Source organism: Streptacidiphilus sp. P02-A3a, assembly GCF_014084105.1.
Taxonomy (GTDB): Bacteria; Actinomycetota; Actinomycetes; order Streptomycetales; family Streptomycetaceae; genus Streptacidiphilus.
The window spans coordinates 6932148-6949050 of record NZ_CP048289.1; the positions used below are offsets into that span (position 1 = coordinate 6932148).

General features: G+C 70.2%; 11 protein-coding genes. 5 read left to right on the top strand and 6 right to left on the bottom strand.

Annotation, left to right across the window (positions count from 1 at the left end; all coding sequences use genetic code 11):
- Positions 1-116 precede the first annotated feature (116 nt).
- Positions 117-1814, bottom strand: a complete 1698-nt coding sequence (locus GXP74_RS29210; protein ID WP_182454233.1) for a chitinase — start codon at positions 1812-1814, stop codon at positions 117-119.
- A gap of 245 nt (positions 1815-2059) precedes the next feature.
- Positions 2060-3355: a chitinase gene (locus GXP74_RS29215; RefSeq protein WP_182454234.1), complete on the bottom strand. Its 1296-nt coding sequence runs from the start codon at positions 3353-3355 to the stop codon at positions 2060-2062.
- A gap of 633 nt (positions 3356-3988) precedes the next feature.
- On the opposite strand from GXP74_RS29215, the gene GXP74_RS29220 reads away from it, so the two are divergent.
- Together GXP74_RS29220 and GXP74_RS29225 are read left to right on the top strand one after the other, a co-directional pair.
- Positions 3989-4255 (top strand): hypothetical protein, encoded by a 267-nt coding sequence (locus GXP74_RS29220; RefSeq protein ID WP_182454235.1) that lies wholly within the window; start codon positions 3989-3991, stop codon positions 4253-4255.
- Between the two features lie 504 nt (positions 4256-4759).
- Positions 4760-7501, top strand: coding sequence for a LuxR family transcriptional regulator (locus tag GXP74_RS29225; protein ID WP_182454236.1), 2742 nt, complete (start codon positions 4760-4762; stop codon positions 7499-7501).
- A gap of 99 nt (positions 7502-7600) precedes the next feature.
- On the opposite strand, the gene GXP74_RS29230 is transcribed toward GXP74_RS29225, so the two are convergent.
- The gene (locus GXP74_RS29230) at positions 7601-7762 is read right to left on the bottom strand and encodes a thiazolylpeptide-type bacteriocin (protein WP_182454237.1); all 162 of its coding nucleotides are present in this window, start codon (positions 7760-7762) and stop codon (positions 7601-7603) included.
- Between the two features lie 152 nt (positions 7763-7914).
- Between GXP74_RS29230 and GXP74_RS29235 the strand changes: the two genes are divergently transcribed.
- Positions 7915-9150 carry an IS701 family transposase gene (locus GXP74_RS29235; protein WP_182456524.1) on the top strand — a complete coding sequence of 412 codons (1236 nt, stop codon included), beginning with the start codon at positions 7915-7917 and terminating at the stop codon, positions 9148-9150.
- A gap of 138 nt (positions 9151-9288) precedes the next feature.
- Here GXP74_RS29235 and GXP74_RS29240 read toward each other — a convergent pair whose 3' ends face one another.
- The 3 genes from GXP74_RS29240 to GXP74_RS29250 all read right to left on the bottom strand — a co-directional run bounded on the left by GXP74_RS29240 (position 9289) and on the right by GXP74_RS29250 (position 10295).
- On the bottom strand, positions 9289-9447 hold the full coding sequence (locus GXP74_RS29240) for a thiazolylpeptide-type bacteriocin (RefSeq protein WP_182454238.1): 159 nt from the start codon (positions 9445-9447) through the stop codon (positions 9289-9291).
- Positions 9448-9573: 126 nt separating this feature from the next.
- Positions 9574-9714, bottom strand: a complete 141-nt coding sequence (locus GXP74_RS29245; RefSeq protein WP_182454239.1) for a hypothetical protein — start codon at positions 9712-9714, stop codon at positions 9574-9576.
- Between the two features lie 203 nt (positions 9715-9917).
- Positions 9918-10295, bottom strand: a complete 378-nt coding sequence (locus GXP74_RS29250; protein WP_182454240.1) for a MarR family winged helix-turn-helix transcriptional regulator — start codon at positions 10293-10295, stop codon at positions 9918-9920.
- Between the two features lie 87 nt (positions 10296-10382).
- Between GXP74_RS29250 and GXP74_RS29255 the strand changes: the two genes are divergently transcribed.
- Together GXP74_RS29255 and GXP74_RS29260 are read left to right on the top strand one after the other, a co-directional pair.
- On the top strand, positions 10383-11870 hold the full coding sequence (locus tag GXP74_RS29255; RefSeq protein WP_182454241.1) for an MFS transporter: 1488 nt from the start codon (positions 10383-10385) through the stop codon (positions 11868-11870).
- 269 nt (positions 11871-12139) lie between these two features.
- Complete coding sequence (locus tag GXP74_RS29260) at positions 12140-16876, top strand: DNRLRE domain-containing protein (RefSeq protein WP_182454242.1); 4737 nt, start codon at positions 12140-12142, stop codon at positions 16874-16876.
- Positions 16877-16903: the final 27 nt, after the last annotated feature.

Here is a 16903-nt window from a genome sequence, read left to right on the forward strand (position 1 = left end):
GCGCAGACCGGGTGAACTCACCCGGGGACGCCAGGCACAGGGCCTGAAGGGGGTGCCTCGGGAGCGGGTCGGCGCGTGGGCCGACCCGCTCCCGAGGCGTGGCCGTGTCTGCCGGGTCAGCCGAAGTAGCTGCTGAAGGTACCGGCGAACTGGTTGCCGCCGAACACGTCCCAGTTGATCGACCAGGCCATCAGTCCGCCGAGCCCCGGGTAGGTGCCGAGGGGCTTGTAGGCACCGCAGTTGGCGCCCTTGGTCAGGCAGTCGAGGGCCGAGTCGAGGGCCGCGGACGTGACCGCGCCGTTGCCCGCCTCCTCGGTGGCGGGCAGGCCGATGGTGACCTGGCTCGGGCTCAGAGCGGGGAAGGTCTCGCCCGTTCCGGCGACGGTGAAGCCGTGCAGCAGCATGTCCGTCATCGCGGTCAGGAAGTCCTCGCCGCCGGTGTTGTAGTACTGGTTGTCCAGGGCCATGACCGGCCCGGAGTTGTACTCCTGCACGTCGAGCAGGTTCAGCTGGTTGCGCAGGCCGTAGATGACCGGCAGCCAGGCGCCCGCACGGCGGTCGGAGGCCCCGGTGCTGTTGCCGCCGTAGTACTCGTAGCCGGTCTGCACGAAGAACGTCTGCGGGGCCATCGCCACGATGAAGCTCGGCCCGTACTTGGCCTTCAGCTGCTGCACGGCCGAGATCAGGTTCACCACGGCGGGTGTGGTCGGGTGGGTGAAGTCGTTGTCACCGTCGTTGAGCACCAGCGACTGGTTCTCGAAGTCCAGATCGACGCCGTTGAGGCCGTAGGTGTCCACGATGGAGCTGACCGTGTTCACGAACTCGGTGGCGTCGGAGGGGCTGTTCAGCGTGACCTGGCCGTTCGCTCCGCCGATCGAGATCAGCACCTTGCGTCCCTGCGCCTGGACCGTCCTGATGCCCGCGATCAGCTGTGCCTGGGTCTCGGCCCCCGGGCACTCGCTCGCCGGGCAGGGGGTGAAGGTGATGTCGCCCGCGCCGTTGGAGTCGGCGAAGGCCAGCGCGATCACGTTCCAGGCGGGCGGGGTGTTCTCGATGTCGACGTTGCCGGAGCCGTTGGAGAAGCTGCTGTGCAAGTACCCGATGAGCGAGTGCGCGGGAAGGCCCGCGCCTCCGCCGCCGCTGGTGGGGGTGCTGGTGGGGGTGCTGGTGGGGGTGCTGGTGGGGGTGCTGGTGGGGGTGGGAGTAGGCGTGGGAGTGGGCGTGGGGGGCGCGGTGGTCGGCGGAGGGCTGGTGGGCGCGCCGGCGGTGGGTGACGGCGAGGAGGTGGGGCCGCCACCGGCACCGGCCGGGCCGGTCAGTGCGAGGTTGTCGGCATGGTAGGTGCCTTCGCCGTACCAGCCGTGGATGTACACCGTCACCGAGGTCTGGGACGCAGTCGTGGTGAAGGTGGTCGACAACGGGGTCCAGGAGGACGCCGACGGAGTCCAGCTGTCGGTCCCTCCGCTGACGCCGAGGTAGACGTAGTCGCCCTCGAACTCACCGGTCAGCGTGTAGGAGGCGTTCGGCTGGACCGGGACAGTCTGGGTGCACTGGGCATCGTCCGAGCCGGTCGCGGCACCGGCCAGAGCGTAACTGTCGCCGCTGTAGACCGGGTTGGTCACGACCGAGGCGGTGCCCGGGTCGCAGGTCCAGCCAGTCAGGTTGCCCGAGCTGAAGCTGCCGTTCGTCAGCAGATTGGTGCTCGCCGCCTGCGCCTGGGTGACGAACGCCACGCCTGCGAGGAGCAGGGAGGCGGTGGCCCCCATGGCCAGGGTGACCCGGCTGAGTCTGTGCGGAGCGTGCGTTGGTGCCATGACTGGATCCCTTTCCCTTCATGTGACGCGGCCCGCCCTCGGCACGACGACCCGTGACCCGGACCGCAAGGAATACCTGAGACCTGAGCGTTCTGGTCGGCGACCAGCGGCTGTGCCGTGCTCCCAGCGAGGGAGCACGGCACAGCACCGGAGGACCACGGGAGCGTCAACGCCTGGACATCGTCACCGCGCCGCCGATTCCGTGGCCGCGCGAGCCCGCAGGGCCGACGCTGGGCGGATCCCGCTCAGCAGGCGCCGTCGTTGGTCCAGGCGCCCGAGGAGCCGCCGGGCGCCTCGTCGTAGTTCCACTGGCTGGCAGTCCAGTTGGAGCCGTTGTAGGAGACCTTGTTCCCGGCCGTGTAGGTGCCGGTGCTGCTCCACGCGGCCGCACAACCGCCACCGGAACCGCTGGTGGGCGTGGCGGTGGGAGTGGGCGTGGGGGTCGGCGTGGGGGTCGGCGTGGGGCTGGCGGGCGCGGTCGGCGTGGGAGTGGGCGTCGGCGTGGAAGTCGGCGTCGGCGTGGGCGTGGGGGTGCCGCCGCCGGTCGTGCCGCCGCCGGTGCTGCCCTCGTAGGGCACGAAGGCGTCGGTGAAGGCCAGGTTGTTCTGGCTGATCTCACTGCAGGTGGGCAGCGAGTTGGCGGTACCGCTGCACGGCTGGTCGCGGTCGATCGACCAGAACGCCAGCCTGCCGACCCCGTGCTGCACGGCGAACTGCTCCACCGTCTGGGCGTCCGCCAGCGTGAACGTCGAGCCGTCGTCGTTCTTGCCGATCATCGGAGTGATCCCGAGGTTGGCGTAGGTGTAGCTGGGGTCGACCGACTGCATCTGGGCGAGCGTGGCCTCGGCGGCGGCGACCGAGCCCTGGCCCATCTCGGTGCCGGTGCCCGAGTAGTAGTCCATGGTCATGATGTTGACCACGTCGATCTTGATACCGGCGTTCTTGGCGGCCACCAGGATGTTGACGCCGTCGCTGGTGAGGCCACTCGCCAGCACCGGCAGGGTCATCGAGAACCGGAGGTTCGGGTTGGTCGCCTTGAGGTCCTTCATCGCCTGCATCTGGCGGGCCACGGAGGCGGTGTCGGCGATCGCGGCGCCCTCGACGTCGAAGTCGAGCTGGGTGACCCCGTAGTCGTTGATGATGGCCTGGTACCCGGCGTCGATGCTGCTCTGCGTGGTACAGGTCCACGCCAGCGGCTCACCGGCCGACCCGCCGGAGGAGACGATGACGGAGGCGCCCTCGGCCTTGGCCTTGGCGATCAGGGGGTCGGTGAAGGAGTCGGCGCCAATGGGCAGGGTGTCGCCCCAGATCTGGTTGCAGCCCTCGCCGAGCACGAAGGCCGCGGTGTACGCCTTGAGCCCGTGTCCGGTGATGGCCGTGTCCAGCAGGCCCTCCTGACTGTTCGACATGTCGACGTAGGGGGCCACGGAGTAGACGCTGCTGCCGGTGGCGGCGCTGCTGGTGGGGGCCAGAGCGACGACCGCGCCGGCGGTCGCGAGCGCGAGCGCGCAGACGGAAGCGCCAAGTCTTGCCAAGTGCATAACAGTTGCCCCTTTCGGGGGATGCCCGTCGGGCGTGGAGATGCGTGGGGGTGTGACGCGCAGGCCAGGCGTTGGTACATACCAAACCGCCTACCCCCAGCCGCGTCAATAGGACTAGACCACCTAATGTGTGAAGACGCCCGGCAGTTGACCCCCGAGCACGGTGACGTCGTCCCAGTGGCGCGGACGTCCATCGAGCGGGAGGCGACTCCCCTCCACGCCGCGTGGGCGGGGCGGCTCCGCAGGCATCGGAGCGGAGCCGCCGACGTCCGCCCGGCAGGGCAATCAGCCGGCGGACTATTCGACTTCGTCCACACAAGGTCCGGACCAAGGCCGGGAATCGGCGCCCGGACCACTCCGACGGACGTTTTCACGAGAGGCCGAACTTTTTGACATGTCACCGACGGAATTCGACCCTGGCCGCTCCCGCGATCCCGGCCTTGCCGCCCGCTCGGCTCAGTTGCTGATGACGTACAGAATGGCGAACGCGGCCGCGAGGAGGACCACCGGGGCGCAGCCCAACCCGCGTACGCGAGAAGCGGCCCGAAGAGCGGAATGAGGGTCCCGGCGGCGAGCGTGGCGTGCAGGTACTGCGCGGCGGCGACCGCCGATTTCCCTCCGCCGAGATCGCTGATGAATTTCGCGCGCATCGGCGCGGGGATCAGCTTGTTGCGGAAGGCCCAGATGAAGCTGGACGTCGTCCAGATGAGACCGACCAGGCTCAGGATTTTGATTGACGCCGAGGATCCAGACGACGTTCTCAATACCCGCGACGCCGGCCACCAGGGCCACGATCACGGTCGCGGTGAGACCCACGGCGGCCTGGTGGAACGGGACCGGGCCGTCGAACCCGTTGCAGACCGCGCTGCCGCCGAACCCGGCGAGCAGGACGCGCCGTAGAGGCCGGGGATGAGCAGGCCGATAAACCCGATGATTGCCCCGGCCAACAGGAGTGTCCGGCGTGATCTGCTGTACTCGTCTTCCATGCCGCATCTCCCCGGTGAACATGGCGGTGGGCGGCAAAATACCCGGGGATCATCGCGGCGGGAATCCCCGTGGATCGCCTGCCCCCACCACGGAAGTAGCACCGGGACCAACGGCTGTATCGGGGGATGCGGGAAATTCATGCGGATTCCCGGGAAAAGCGGAATGGATCTCCTGCACGGACCGAGGTGGCGGCCCCACCGTCACCCTTCTCGGGGTTCGGGTTCAGGTGTTCGCCGTGATCGGGTACGGCTCACGGCCCACCTGGATCCCCGGCACAACGGCCCGCCCCACCGCGCCGCGAGTCGCTCGACAGCTTTGGCGGCAAAGAGGTTGGTTTGATTGTCGACCAAGATGGCTATTGTGCCGTTTATGACTGATGATCAGCAGGACACCGGTCTGCGTACCAAGGGGGGTCGTGTGCCAGCGAGTTGGGTGGACGGTGAGATCGCGCCACCGGCGTGGGGGGCGGTCGCCGGCGGGTGTCGGCTGGTCGGACGGGAGACGGAAGTCGGTTCACTGCGGGCCGCCCTGGCCAATCTGAGGTCAGGAGAGGGACGGGCGATCGCGCTCGTCGGGGATCCGGGCATAGGCAAGAGCGCGGTGATCTGGGCCATGGCCGCGCACGCCCGGGCCGCCGGGGTCCCGGTGCTCGCGTCGCACGGCCAGGGCGGCACGATCCCCTCGCTCCCCCTCGCCCCGGCGGTCGCCGCCCCGCGCGACCCCGCGGCGCGGGGTGCCGGTCTGATGGCGGTGGTGGACGATCTGCACCACCTCGCCGACGACCGGATCCAGGACGTCGAGCGGCTGATGGAGGCGAGCGCCGCCGGTCCGGTGCTGTGCCTCACGGCGTACCGGCAGCGCCAGCTCTCGCCCGCGCTCGCGGCCGTGCTCTCCCGCGCGGTGTCGGCCGGACTGCTGGAGGTGTGGAGCCTCGGGCCGCTGTCCCGGGAGCAGGCGCGGGAACTGCTCCATGGCTGCCCCAACGCCGAGGAGGTGCACCGCAGGGCGGAGGGGAATCCCCAGTACCTCAAGGTGATGGGCGCCGACGCCGAGCTGAGCGCCGACGCCGGTACGGCGGTCCTGGGCGAGCTGGGCTGCCTCGATCCCACCGCGCTCACGGTGGTCCAGGTCGCGTCGGTCCTCGGCGGCCGGTTCCGCCCCGAACTCCTGGCCGCGGTGGCCGGTTTGGAGATGTCGGAGACCATGGACGCGCTGGACGCGCTGACCCGGCTCGACGTCGTCCGGCCGACCGCGCCCGCCCCGCAACTGGCGCTGCGGCACTGGGCCGTGGGAGAGGTCGTCTACCAACGGCTCGGACCCAGCCGGCGGCTGGCACTGCACCGGCGGGCCGGTGCCGTCCTGGCCGAGCGGGCGGCCCCGATCGCCGAGCAGGCCCGCCATGTGGTGCTGGCCGCCGACCCGGACCGGCCGGAGCACGTGACGACCCTGATCGCCGCGGCGCGCGGCCTGCTCTACAGCTCCCCCGCCGTCGCGGCCGACTACCTGCAGGCGGTCCTGCCACTGCTCCGGGAGGGCGAGCCGCACTGGCACGAGACACAGGTGCTGCTCGCCCGGGCCCGCCTGCTGACCGGGGACGCCTCCGAGGGGCGGGCACTCCTCGACGCGCTGCGCTCGTCCATACCCGGCGGGCCGCACAGCGACGTGACCGCGCTCGCCGACCTGAGCCGGATCGAACGACGGCTCGGCCGTTACACCGAGGCCGCGGCCATCGCCCGCTCCGCGCTCATGGCGCTGGCCGACAAGGACAGCGCGACCGCCACCGCCCTGCACACCGAGCTGGCCGACCACGCCTACGACCTCCAGGACTACGAGGCGTCCCGGCAGCACGCCGACACCGCCGCGGCCATCGCCCGAAAGCACCGTGACCCGGTCGGCGAGAGCCAGGCCCTGGCCCAGGTGGCGCTCGGCCGCCTCTTCACCGGTGACCTGACGACCGCGCAGGAGACGATGACCAAGGCGGCCGAACTCATCGACGCAGCCTCTGACGCCGCGCTGCTGACCAACCTGGAGGCCTCGTTCCAGGTCGGGATGACGGAGGGGATGCTGGGACGACTGGCCGACTCCGAACGCCATCTCACCCGCGCCGCCGACCTGTCCCGATGTACCGGGCAGACGTACATCCAGCCGCAGATCCTCACCGTTCTCACCAACGCCCAACTGCGTTCCGGGAACCTGCGCGGCGCGCTGGCGACCCTCGACCGGACCGCCGAGCACCTACAGCGGGTCGGCAACCCCGCGACCGCGGCGATCGTCGCCATGCTGCGGGCCGAGATCCTGTTCTGGCGCAACAGTCCCGGTGACCTGCCGGACGTGGTCGCGCTGGCTGATCAGGCCGCGGCGATCGCCGACGGCACCCCGACCGCCTGGGCGGTCTCGGTCCGCTGCTTCAACGCCGAGCTGGTGCTGCTCACCGGCGACCCGGCGCGGGCCAGATGGCTGCTGCTGGAAGCGGCCGGCGGGGTCCTGCTCCCCGGCCTCAGCGCCTGGCGAAGACCGCGCTGGTGCGACACCCTGGCGCAGGCGGCGTTCGCCGAGGGCGACCGGGCCTCCGTCGACCACTGGGCGCGCGTCGCCGAGAGCTGCCTGGAACAGCTCCCCTCCGCCGGTCGGCAGGGGTTCGCCCTGCGCGCCCGGATGCGGGCCCACGCGATCTCCGGGGACACCCCGCGAGCCGTGCGCAGCGCCCTGGAGGCGATCACGGACTTCTCCCTCAGCGGCGAGCGCATCGAGGTGTGCCGCACACTGCTCACGGCGGCCGCGCTGTCCCTGGACGCCGGGCGGACCGAGGACGTGGCCGGGTGGCTGGACCGGGCCGTGGTCCTGGCCGGGCAGTGCGGCTCGGCCCGGCTGGCCGACGAAGCCGCCCTCCAGCGCGGACGGCTGGCCGCGCTCGCCGGTGCGGTCGACGAACCCGGCCTGCTGGCCCGGCTCACCGCGCGCGAACGGCAGATAGCCGGACTTGCCAGCACCGGGATGACCAGCGGCGAGATCGCCGCGTCGTTGTTCCTCAGTGTGCGGACCGTCGACAGCCACCTCGGCCAGGTGTACCGCAAACTCGACGTCCCCAACCGGGCGAGCCTCATCCGGACCATGCTGAGCAGCGCCGCCTCCCACCTGCCGGGAACCGCGTCCGGCTGAGCCCGGTCCGCGACGGCGTCTGCTCTCGCTCGGAGGAGTCCCGGCGAGGGCAGACGCGTGTTCGGCCGCGACCGCCCGACGTGATCCGAAGGACCGGCCCTAGTTCTTGCTGACGCTGCCACAGGAGCTGCACGTGCTGGAGCAGGTCGAGCCGTTCATGGTCTCGGTGGCGGCCTCGTAGTCGGCGATCTCGAAGGTGTCCGACTCCAGCTCCAGGATCTCCTGGGTCAGGGACGCGAGTGCCGTGTTGTTGCTGGCCATGATGACTCCTCGGGTAGCTCGGGCTGCTCGTGCGAACAGCCGGATCAAGTGACAACTCCTTTGTATCGGCGGCCACTTGCGGACCGCCCTCCTAGTAGTACTTCGTTAAGTTTGGTTGATGTGGGTGCTGTTGATCGGGCATCATGGCCGACGTGGATTTGGGGGAGATCGAGCAACTCCGTGGTGAGCTGGCCGAGTTCGTCGGTGAGGTATTTGCGTCGGTGCGGCGTCGTGACGTGCGTGGGTGGGGTGACTGCTACCTGCGCGGGCTGATGCTGGACGGCCGTCGCAAGTCGGTCCAGCCGATGGCGGCGCGGTTGCCGGACGGGGACATGCAGGCGCTGCAGCAGTTCGTGAACCAGTCGCCGTGGGACCACGCGGCGGTGCTGCGGGCGGTGGCGCTCAAGACGGTGCCGGCGGTGGACCCGGTGGTGTGGGTGATCGACGACGTCTCGTTCCCCAAGGACGGGCGGATGTCGGTCGGTGTGGCGCGGCAGTGGTGCGGGGCGCTGGGCAAGCAGTCCAACTGCCAGGTCGCCGTCAGCCTGCACGCCGCCTCCGACACCGCGTCCGTGCCGGTCTCCTGGCGGCTGTTCCTGCCCGAGGGGTGGCAGGACGACGCCGACCGGCGCACTCGCGCCGGTGTCCCCGAGGAGGCGGGACACCGTGAGAAGTGGCGGCTGGCCCTGGACCTGATCGACGAGGCTGTCGGCTGGGGCCTGGAGCCGAAGGTCATTGTCGCCGATGCCGGCTACGGACAGAACACCGCGTTCCGCCAGGGCCTGGCCGACCGGGGCCTGGACTTCGTCGTCGCCGTGCGCGCGGACGAGTCCGCACACCCGCAGCACGCCGTTCCCACCGCCCCGCCCTGGTCCGGCACCGGCCGCGTCCCCGCCACCCGCTACCGCGCCAGGGCCGCCGCGCTGAGTGCACTGGCGGCCGACGGCGGGCGGGCCGCGTTCCGCCGCTCCACCTGGCGCCACGGCTCCAAAGGCCCGATGCACTCACGCTTTCGGACGCTGACCGTGCGCCCCGCCGGGGTCGCCGCCCGCCGCCACGCCATGGCCGCCGCCGGCGGCGCCGCGGCCTGGGACGGCGTACTGCCCGCCACCACCCTGCTGTGCGAGTGGCCCACCGGGGAGAAGGCCCCCACCGAGTACTGGCTGACCAGCCTGCCCGCCGACACCGCGCTGCGACACCTGGCCCGCCTGGCCAAGATGCGCTGGCGCATCGAGCACGACTACCGCGAGATGAAGCACGGCCTGGGCCTGGACCACTTCGAAGGCCGAACCTGGCGCGGCTTCCACCACCACCTCGCCCTGGTCACCGCCGCCCACGCCTTCCTCACCCTGCGCAGACTCGACCCAAAAGCCCAAGCGCCGGCCTGACCCTCTACCAGGTCCTCGACCAGATACAGGACCTGCTGAACTGCTGGACCGGCACCTGCACCACCTGCCAACGCCCCCTACCCGCAAGCACAACCACGCACAACGCCCGCCCACCAAACCAAACTTAACGAAGTACTACTAGTTCTTGGACGCGCCGCAGCAGGAGCTGCACGTGCTGGAGCAGGTGCCGTTCATGACCTCGCCGGCCTCCGCGAAGTCGGTGATCTCGAAGGTGTCCGACTCCAGCTCCAGGATCTCCTGGGTCAGGGACGCGAGCTCGGTGTTGTTGCTGGGCATGGTGACTCCTCGCATGGTTCGGGCTGTTCGCTCGAACAGACGGTTCCGGTGACACCCCATGTCTATCGGCGTCCGCTTGCGGACCGCCCTCCTACCACTGTCACTTCACTGACACCCGGCGGCGGGCTACTCGGGCCGGGCGTCCCAGCGGAACCGGCGGACGGCGACCAGCGTCCCGACGGCACCCCAGGCCAGCAGGACGCCCAGCTGGTGCCACTTGAATCCGGTGTGCTGGGCGAACGGCCCCAGCAGGGCCTGGTTGAACATTTGAGCTACGCACCGGTGTTCCCGTGCCTGTTCGGGGTACCCGCTCGGCCCCGCCCGACGCCCATGGTCCGGGGCCCGACCGGGCGGCCGTCAGTGGGAGTGGTCGGCCGCAAGGGAGTTACCGGGTACGGGCGAGGGCCGTGCGGCAAGGCGCGGTCCCCGGCGCGGCGTTCCGGCGACGCGGTCGACGGCCCGGCGGATGCTCAGCCGAGAGTCTGGGCGAGGACCGCGCGGTGGGTGGAGCGGGCCTCCAGGTAGCGGGCGCGCCCGGCCTCGGTCAGGCAGAGCATGATCCCGCGCCGGTCCTCCGGGCACATGGAGCGTTCGACCAGGCCGTCCTTCTCCAGGCGCGCGATCAGCCGTGACAGCGCGCTCTGGCTCAGGTGTACGGAGGATGCCAGGTCTTGCACCCGGCAGGAGTCCTTGTCGTCAGCCGCGAGGGCTTCGATCAGGCGCTCCAGGATCTCGAATTCGCTCATGCCCAGGCCGTGCCGCTCGCCCAGCTCCCGGTCGAGCGCGCAGGCCGTGGCCGCGTGGCGCGCGAGCAGGCCACGCCATGCCTCCACATGTTCCTCTGTCATTCGGCCACCATAGCAGATGCAGGAGAATATATTGCACAGACAATAAACCTTCTTGCATCTAATGCACGTGCATGTATTCTCGTGCCCATGATCCCCACAGCAGCCGCTCCTGCCGCAAGCACCGAACGCTGGTCGCCACGACTGTGGGCGACGCTCGTCGTCCTCTGCGCCGCCCTCTTCCTGGACTCGCTCGACGTCTCGATGGTGGGTGTCGCGCTTCCCTCGATCAGAACCGACCTGCACCTCAGTACCAACGCCCTCCAGTGGGTGGTCAGCGGTTACGTCCTCGGCTACGGTGGCCTGCTGCTGCTCGGCGGACGCGCGGCCGACCTGCTCGGGCGGCGCCGGGTCTTCCTCGTCGCGCTCGCGGTGTTCGCCGTGGCCTCGCTCTTCGGCGGCCTGGTCACCAGCGGCGGGCTGCTGATTGCCAGCCGCTTCATCAAGGGCGCAGCCGCCGCGTTCACCGCACCGGCCGGGCTCTCGATCATCACCACCACCTTCGCTGAGGGCCAGGCCCGCAACCGGGCTCTCAGCATCTACACCACCTGCGGCGCGAGTGGCTTCTCGCTCGGACTGGTGCTCAGCGGCCTGCTGACCGAGGTCGGCTGGCGCTGGACCTTCCTGCTGCCCTTCCCGCTGGCGCTGATCGCCCTCGCCGCCGGCATCCGCCTGATCCCCCACCAGGAGCGCCTGGCCCGCGACGGCCGGGGCTACGACCTCGGGGGCGCGGTCACCGCGACCGGAGCGCTGCTGCTGCTCGTCTACACCGTGACCCAGGCGCAGACCGCGGGCTGGGCGAGCCCGCGGACGCTCCTCTCCCTGGTCGTGGTCATCGCGCTCGCCGCCGCCTTCGTCGCGATCGAGCTGCGCAGCGCGCATCCGCTGGTACGCCTGGGCATCCTCCGCTCGGCGACGCTGGCGCGGGCCAACCTCAGCGGCATCAGCATGTTCGGGGCGTACGTGGCGTTCCAGTTCATCGCGACGCTCTACCTCCAGTCGCTGCTGGGCTGGTCGGCCTTGCAGATGGCACTGTCGTTCCTGCCCGCGGGCGCGCTGGTCGCGCTGTCGGCAACGAAGATCGGCGGGCTGGTCGACCGCTTCGGAACGACGCGGCTGCTACTGATCGGCTTTCCCGCGGCGGTCCTCGGCTACGCGAACTTCCTGCGGATCGGTCCGCACAGCGACTTCCCGACGGTCATCCTGCCGACGATGCTGCTGCTCGGCCTGCACTTCGCGCTGACCTTCCCCGCGCTCAACATCCAGGCCACGGCCGGAGTGGCCGATGCCGAACAAGGTCTGGCCTCGGGCCTGGTGAACACCTCGTTCCAGATCGGCGGCGCGGTTGTCCTGGCTGTCACCACGGCACTGGTCACCGCCGGGGGCACCGGCGGAACCGGTGACAAGCAGGCGCAGCTCGACGGCTACCGGCACGGCCTGCTGGTGGTCCTGGGCGTCTCGGCGGCCGGAATGCTCACCACCCTCCTCGCCCTGCGGCGCCCGAGGCAGAAGGCGAACTGGGGAGTCCCGGACTACCCGTTCGCGGCGCAGCGGGAGGACGCCCCGACGGAGGTCTGACACACGGCGGACGTCGACGGCGCCGGACGCGCCGTGCGGGTCGCGACGGCGGTGGAATCGATCTTCAATCGTGATCATGTCCTTATGCCCGGATGTGAGCACTATGAGCCAGGTCGGGGCCGACCCCATCGGGTCCTGCGTCCGTCAAATCGCTTCGATGCCAAGGGATTTGCTCGTTCCCGGCGGTCGCCGACGAGCCCCCTCCTCCCACCATGGTCACACCATTTTCTTATGCCACTATTACTCAAAATTAGTCCAGGGAGGGCGCGTTGCGTTCGCGTAAGATCATGTCGGGGGGCTCGCCGCTTCCGTCCAGGAGGCTGACGGCTACGGCGGTTTCCGCCGGCCTCACCATCTCGCTGCTGGGGGCCGCCACCGGCGTCTCCGAGGTCCAGGCAGAAGGCGTCGCCGTCCGCTCGGCCGTGGTGCCGGTGGCCAGTCGGCCTGACGCGGTGTCGGCGATGCTGGCGGCGAAGCGGCAGGGTTCCAAGGTGGAGGTGCTGGGCGACCGCACCGACGCTTCGCAGACCTTCGCCGATCCGGACGGCACCTTCTCCTACCAGGCGTCGGAACAGCCCAGGTGGGTCGAGCAGGGCGGTAGTTGGAAGTCGCTGGACGCGACGCTGACCACCGACGGCTCGGGCGATGTGGTGCCGACGTTGTCGGAGTCGCCGCTGGTGCTGTCCGGCGGCGGCAGCGGTCCGTTGGCGACGATGACGGTCGACGGGAAGACGACCACGCTGTCCTGGCCGACGGCGCTGCCGAAGCCCACGTTGGCGGGTGACACGGCGACGTACGCGGACGTGCTGTCGTCCGGTGCGGATCTGCAGGTGACGGCGACCGCGGCCGGTGGGATCGAGGAGACCCTGGTCGTCAAGAACGCCGCCGCGGCGGTGGATCCCCGGCTGGCCGACTTGCAGCTGGCCATCGGCTCGAACTCGGGCAGCACCGTGTCCGTGGACGCGGGCGGCAACCTGAACGTGGACGACGCCAAGGGCCGACTGCTGGTCAATTCGCCCGCTCCGGTGATGTGGGACTCCTCCACCACCGCCTCGACCGGGAACGCCGCCCCCTCGTCAGCCTCCTCGCCCGGCAGCCCGGTAGCGGGCGGGGCCGACGCGGACGGTCCGCTCAAGGTCCGCGCCGCCGCCAGGCCCTCGGCGACCGCTCAGGGCAGTAGGTCCACGGCGCAGACCCCCGGTTCGCATGCGCACACGGCCCGCGTAGCGGTGTCCTTCGACAAGAGGACCCACAAGCTGGCGCTCGCGGCCGACCAGGGCCTGCTGAAGTCCAAGAACACCGTGTTCCCGGTGTACGTGGACCCGGCCTACACGCCGCACCCGGCGTCGGGGGCGACCATGAACTGGGACCAGGTGCAGCAGGCGTACCCGACGACGTCGAACTACGACGCGGCCCCGGGCACCGGCCTCGCCGTGGGCTACCAGGGCTTCTCCTCCCCGACCGGGATCGAGCGGACGTTCTACGAGATATCCGTCCCCTCGGCGATCTACGGCGCGACTGTCATCTCGGCGAAGCTCAACGCCAAGGTCACCTACGCGGCGGCGGCGGGATCCAACTCCACCACGATCCAGGCGTTCTCGACCGGGCCGATGAACTCGTCGACGGACTGGAACAACCAGCCGTCGAAGGACACCGGGGCGAACAATCCGAACTACCCGAGCCCCAACGGCTCGGCGACGTTCACGACCACCAGCACCAGCCCGAACCAGGCCGTGTCCTTCGACGTGACCTCGGGCCTGCAGAACGTCGCCAAGAACAAGGCGGACAACTGGACGCTGGGGCTCTACAACGCGACTGAGACCAACGACACGGACTTCGTCCGCTTCGCGGACAACCCCACGTTCTCGATCACGTACAACAACCCGCCGGCCACGCCGGGCAGCCTCCTGCTCTCCCCTGCCGGCACGGTCGGTTCCACGGTCTACACCGCTGACAGCACTCCCACGCTGTCCGCGGCGGCGACCGATGCGAACAGTGACACCGTGCGGCTGGACTACCAGGTCCTGTCCGGCACCACGGTGAAGGCATCCGGCTCCAGCGCGTTCGTCAACTCCGGTGCCACCGGCACCTGGAGTCCTGCCAGCGCCCTGGCCGACGGTGCCTACACCTGGCAGGTCCGCGCCTACGACGGGCACGAGTACTCCGCCTGGAGCGCCGCGAAGGCCTTCACCGTGGACACCGCGGCCCCGGCCCGGCCGCAGGCGCAGTCGACCGCGTGGCCGCAGAACCAGTGGACCTCCGCCACCAGCGGAACCTTCAACTGGACGGACGGATCGAGCGACGTCAACAGCTACAGCTACTGGATGGACAGCGCCACCACCCGCACCACGGTGAGCGCCAGCACGACCGCCACCGGCACCCTGACCGTCGCCTCGGGCGCGGAGCACGTGTTCCACCTGGTGGCGACGGACCGGGCCGGCAACACCTCGCAGACCGACTACTTCTTCGGATCGGGGACCACCGCCGGGCCCATCGTCACCTCCTCCTTCTACCTGGCCGACGCCGCTCTGCGGGCGGCCGACAGCGGCACTGACACGAACTTCTCCTGGGCAGCGGTGAGCGGTACCGGCAGCTACGGCTACTCGGAGGACGGCGGTACCGCGCAGACCCTGACCTCGGACACCACCAGCCTCGCCTGGTACCCGGACGCGGGCAGCCACACCCTGAGCGTCTGGGGCGTGTCGGCGTCCGGCGTGCGCACCCCGGCCGGTACCTTCGCGTTCTCGGTCGCGCCCACGGTCGCCCCCAGCGCACCGACGGCGCTGTCCAGCATCGGCACCGACACCACCACGCCGTTGCTCGGAGGCGCGACCTCCGGTCTCGGCGGCGGCACCGTGGACGTGTTCTACTACCTCACCGATGCCGCGGGCAACGCGGTGGGACAGACTCCGTACGCCCATGACGAGGTCGACGCGGGCAACCGCTCGATGCTGAGCATCCCCGACGGCACGCTCACCCCGGGTGCCACGTACCGCTGGTGGATGACGGCCTGCCACGACCAGGCCTGCTCCGCCGACAGCGTCCACCAGAGCCTGGTCATCCAGCCCAGCGCCTCCCCCACCCCGCAGACGACCACGGTCACGCTGCCGGTGGCGGCAGTCGCCGACCGGGAGGCTCCGGTCACCGCGACCGCCTCCTCCACCGGTGGCAGCCTGCTCGTCGGCAGTGACGGAAGCCAGGTCTGGCGCTCGTACCTCACGGTCGACCTCTCCTCGCTTCCGGCGGGCAGCTTCGTGACCGACGCGACCCTCAACCTGGGCGCGGCGTCGGCACTCGGCTCCGGCGGGGCCGTGACCGTGGACGCCGACGCCGTCAGCGGCGCGTGGGACGCCACCACCACCGGTGACGCCCTCGCCGCTCTCGCCGGAGACCAGCTGAGCAGCACTCAGGTGACGCCCGCGCAGACCGCGACGATCGAGATCGGCGACGCCCTCGACTCCTGGATGGCAGGAGACCCGAACAACGGCATCACCCTGCTGGCCGACGACGAGACGGTCGGCAACGGGGTCAGCTTCGACTCCACCCGCAAGACCGGCGGCACGGCCCCCACGGTGACCGTCACCTACCTGGCCCCGACGACGCCCGGAGCGCCCACCGACCTGTCGGTCCAGGCAGGCGACGGCGATGCTCTGGCCACCTGGACCGCCCCCGAGTCGGTGGGCGCGAACGGTCCGGTGGGCTACACCGTCACCGTGCTCGACCCCTCCGGCGCGGTGCAGCAGACCCAGCAGGTCTCACGGCCCGAGGCACAGGTGACCGGTCTGACCGATACCGTTCCGTACACCGTGCAGGTCGTCACCCACACCGGCTACGGGGACAGCGGCCCGGTCAGCGCACCGGTCACGCCGTCCGCCGCGTCCACCGGGACCGGCGACCTCGTGGCGGCGGTCGGGCAGTACTGGCAGGCCCGCGACGCTCTCCTGGCCGGTTCCACCGACGACTCCGCCGGAGCCCTCGCCGGCGCGAGCCAGTCGGCTCTGATCAGCGGCCTGGTGCAGGGAGAGGCCCCGGACGTGCTGACTCTGCGTCAACTCTCCGCCATGCACAGCGGAGACAGCCAAGCGCTGACAGCGGTCGCCGCGAACAGCCCGCTGGTACTGGTGAGTCCCGACGCGTCGACGATCAGCGTGGAGGCGGACATCACCGACACCATCGCCTCGACCGACACGGACGGCACCACGAGCCCCAGCGACTCCGACAACGAGCGCACCTTCGTGTTCACCCGTGACCCGCAGGGCGACTACACGCTCACCGACTTCTACCTGTCGGACGCCCTGGTCCCGGTCGCCACCATCGACGCGACAGCGGCCACCGCGGAGGTCACCACCGCCGGGGGCACGACACAGCAGTCCTCGAAAGCCCAACTATCGGCGCAGGCAACGGCACCGGACGTCTCCGACGCGCCCCAGGCCGTCACCATGGATGCGAACGGCTGGCCGGCGGCCACCCCCAGCAGCCCGGTCCACTCGCTGGCGTCCTATCGGCCCTCGCTGAACCAGACGGCGGCCGTCAAGTGGGCACAGGCCCACTACAACGACTCCTGGATGTACAACCCGGACTGCACCGCCTGGGCGTCCCGGGTCCTGCACGACGGCGGCGGCATGGCCTACCACGACAGCTCGCTGCTGGACTACAACAACGACTCGTACTGGTGGCGCAAGACCGGCATCTTCGGCACTCACCAGACGTACTCGTACTCGGGTGCCCAGCACCTGGCCAACTTCCTGTCCAGCCTGTCCGGGAACTGGGTCGCCTACACCGGTCAGGCCCAGCCCGGGGACGTCATCTTCTACCGGTACCCGGGGTGGTCGTCGATCAACCACACCGCCGTGGTGGTGGACGTGAACCACTCGACCGGCGAACTGTGGGTCGCCCAGAGCGACGACAACTACAAGCACCGGTCGATCTACGATCAGATCGCCAGCATCGAGAAGCAGTACCACGGCAAGGCTCCGACCATCTACATCCGCCATCTCAACTTCTGAGCCGTCCGCGGCGGCCGTGGAAAGGAA

Bases quoted from the DNA above. Each gene is read 5' to 3' on its own strand.
- GXP74_RS29210 (WP_182454233.1), bottom strand. From the start codon at position 1,814: ATGGCACCAACGCACGCTCCGCACAGACTCAGCCGGGTCACCCTGGCC.
- GXP74_RS29215 (WP_182454234.1), bottom strand. From the start codon at position 3,355: ATGCACTTGGCAAGACTTGGCGCTTCCGTCTGCGCGCTCGCGCTCGCG.
- GXP74_RS29220 (WP_182454235.1), top strand. From the start codon at position 3,989: ATGAATTTCGCGCGCATCGGCGCGGGGATCAGCTTGTTGCGGAAGGCC.
- GXP74_RS29230 (WP_182454237.1), bottom strand. From the start codon at position 7,762: ATGGCCAGCAACAACACGGCACTCGCGTCCCTGACCCAGGAGATCCTG.
- GXP74_RS29240 (WP_182454238.1), bottom strand. From the start codon at position 9,447: ATGCCCAGCAACAACACCGAGCTCGCGTCCCTGACCCAGGAGATCCTG.
- GXP74_RS29245 (WP_182454239.1), bottom strand. From the start codon at position 9,714: ATGTTCAACCAGGCCCTGCTGGGGCCGTTCGCCCAGCACACCGGATTC.
- GXP74_RS29250 (WP_182454240.1), bottom strand. From the start codon at position 10,295: ATGACAGAGGAACATGTGGAGGCATGGCGTGGCCTGCTCGCGCGCCAC.
- GXP74_RS29255 (WP_182454241.1), top strand. From the start codon at position 10,383: ATGATCCCCACAGCAGCCGCTCCTGCCGCAAGCACCGAACGCTGGTCG.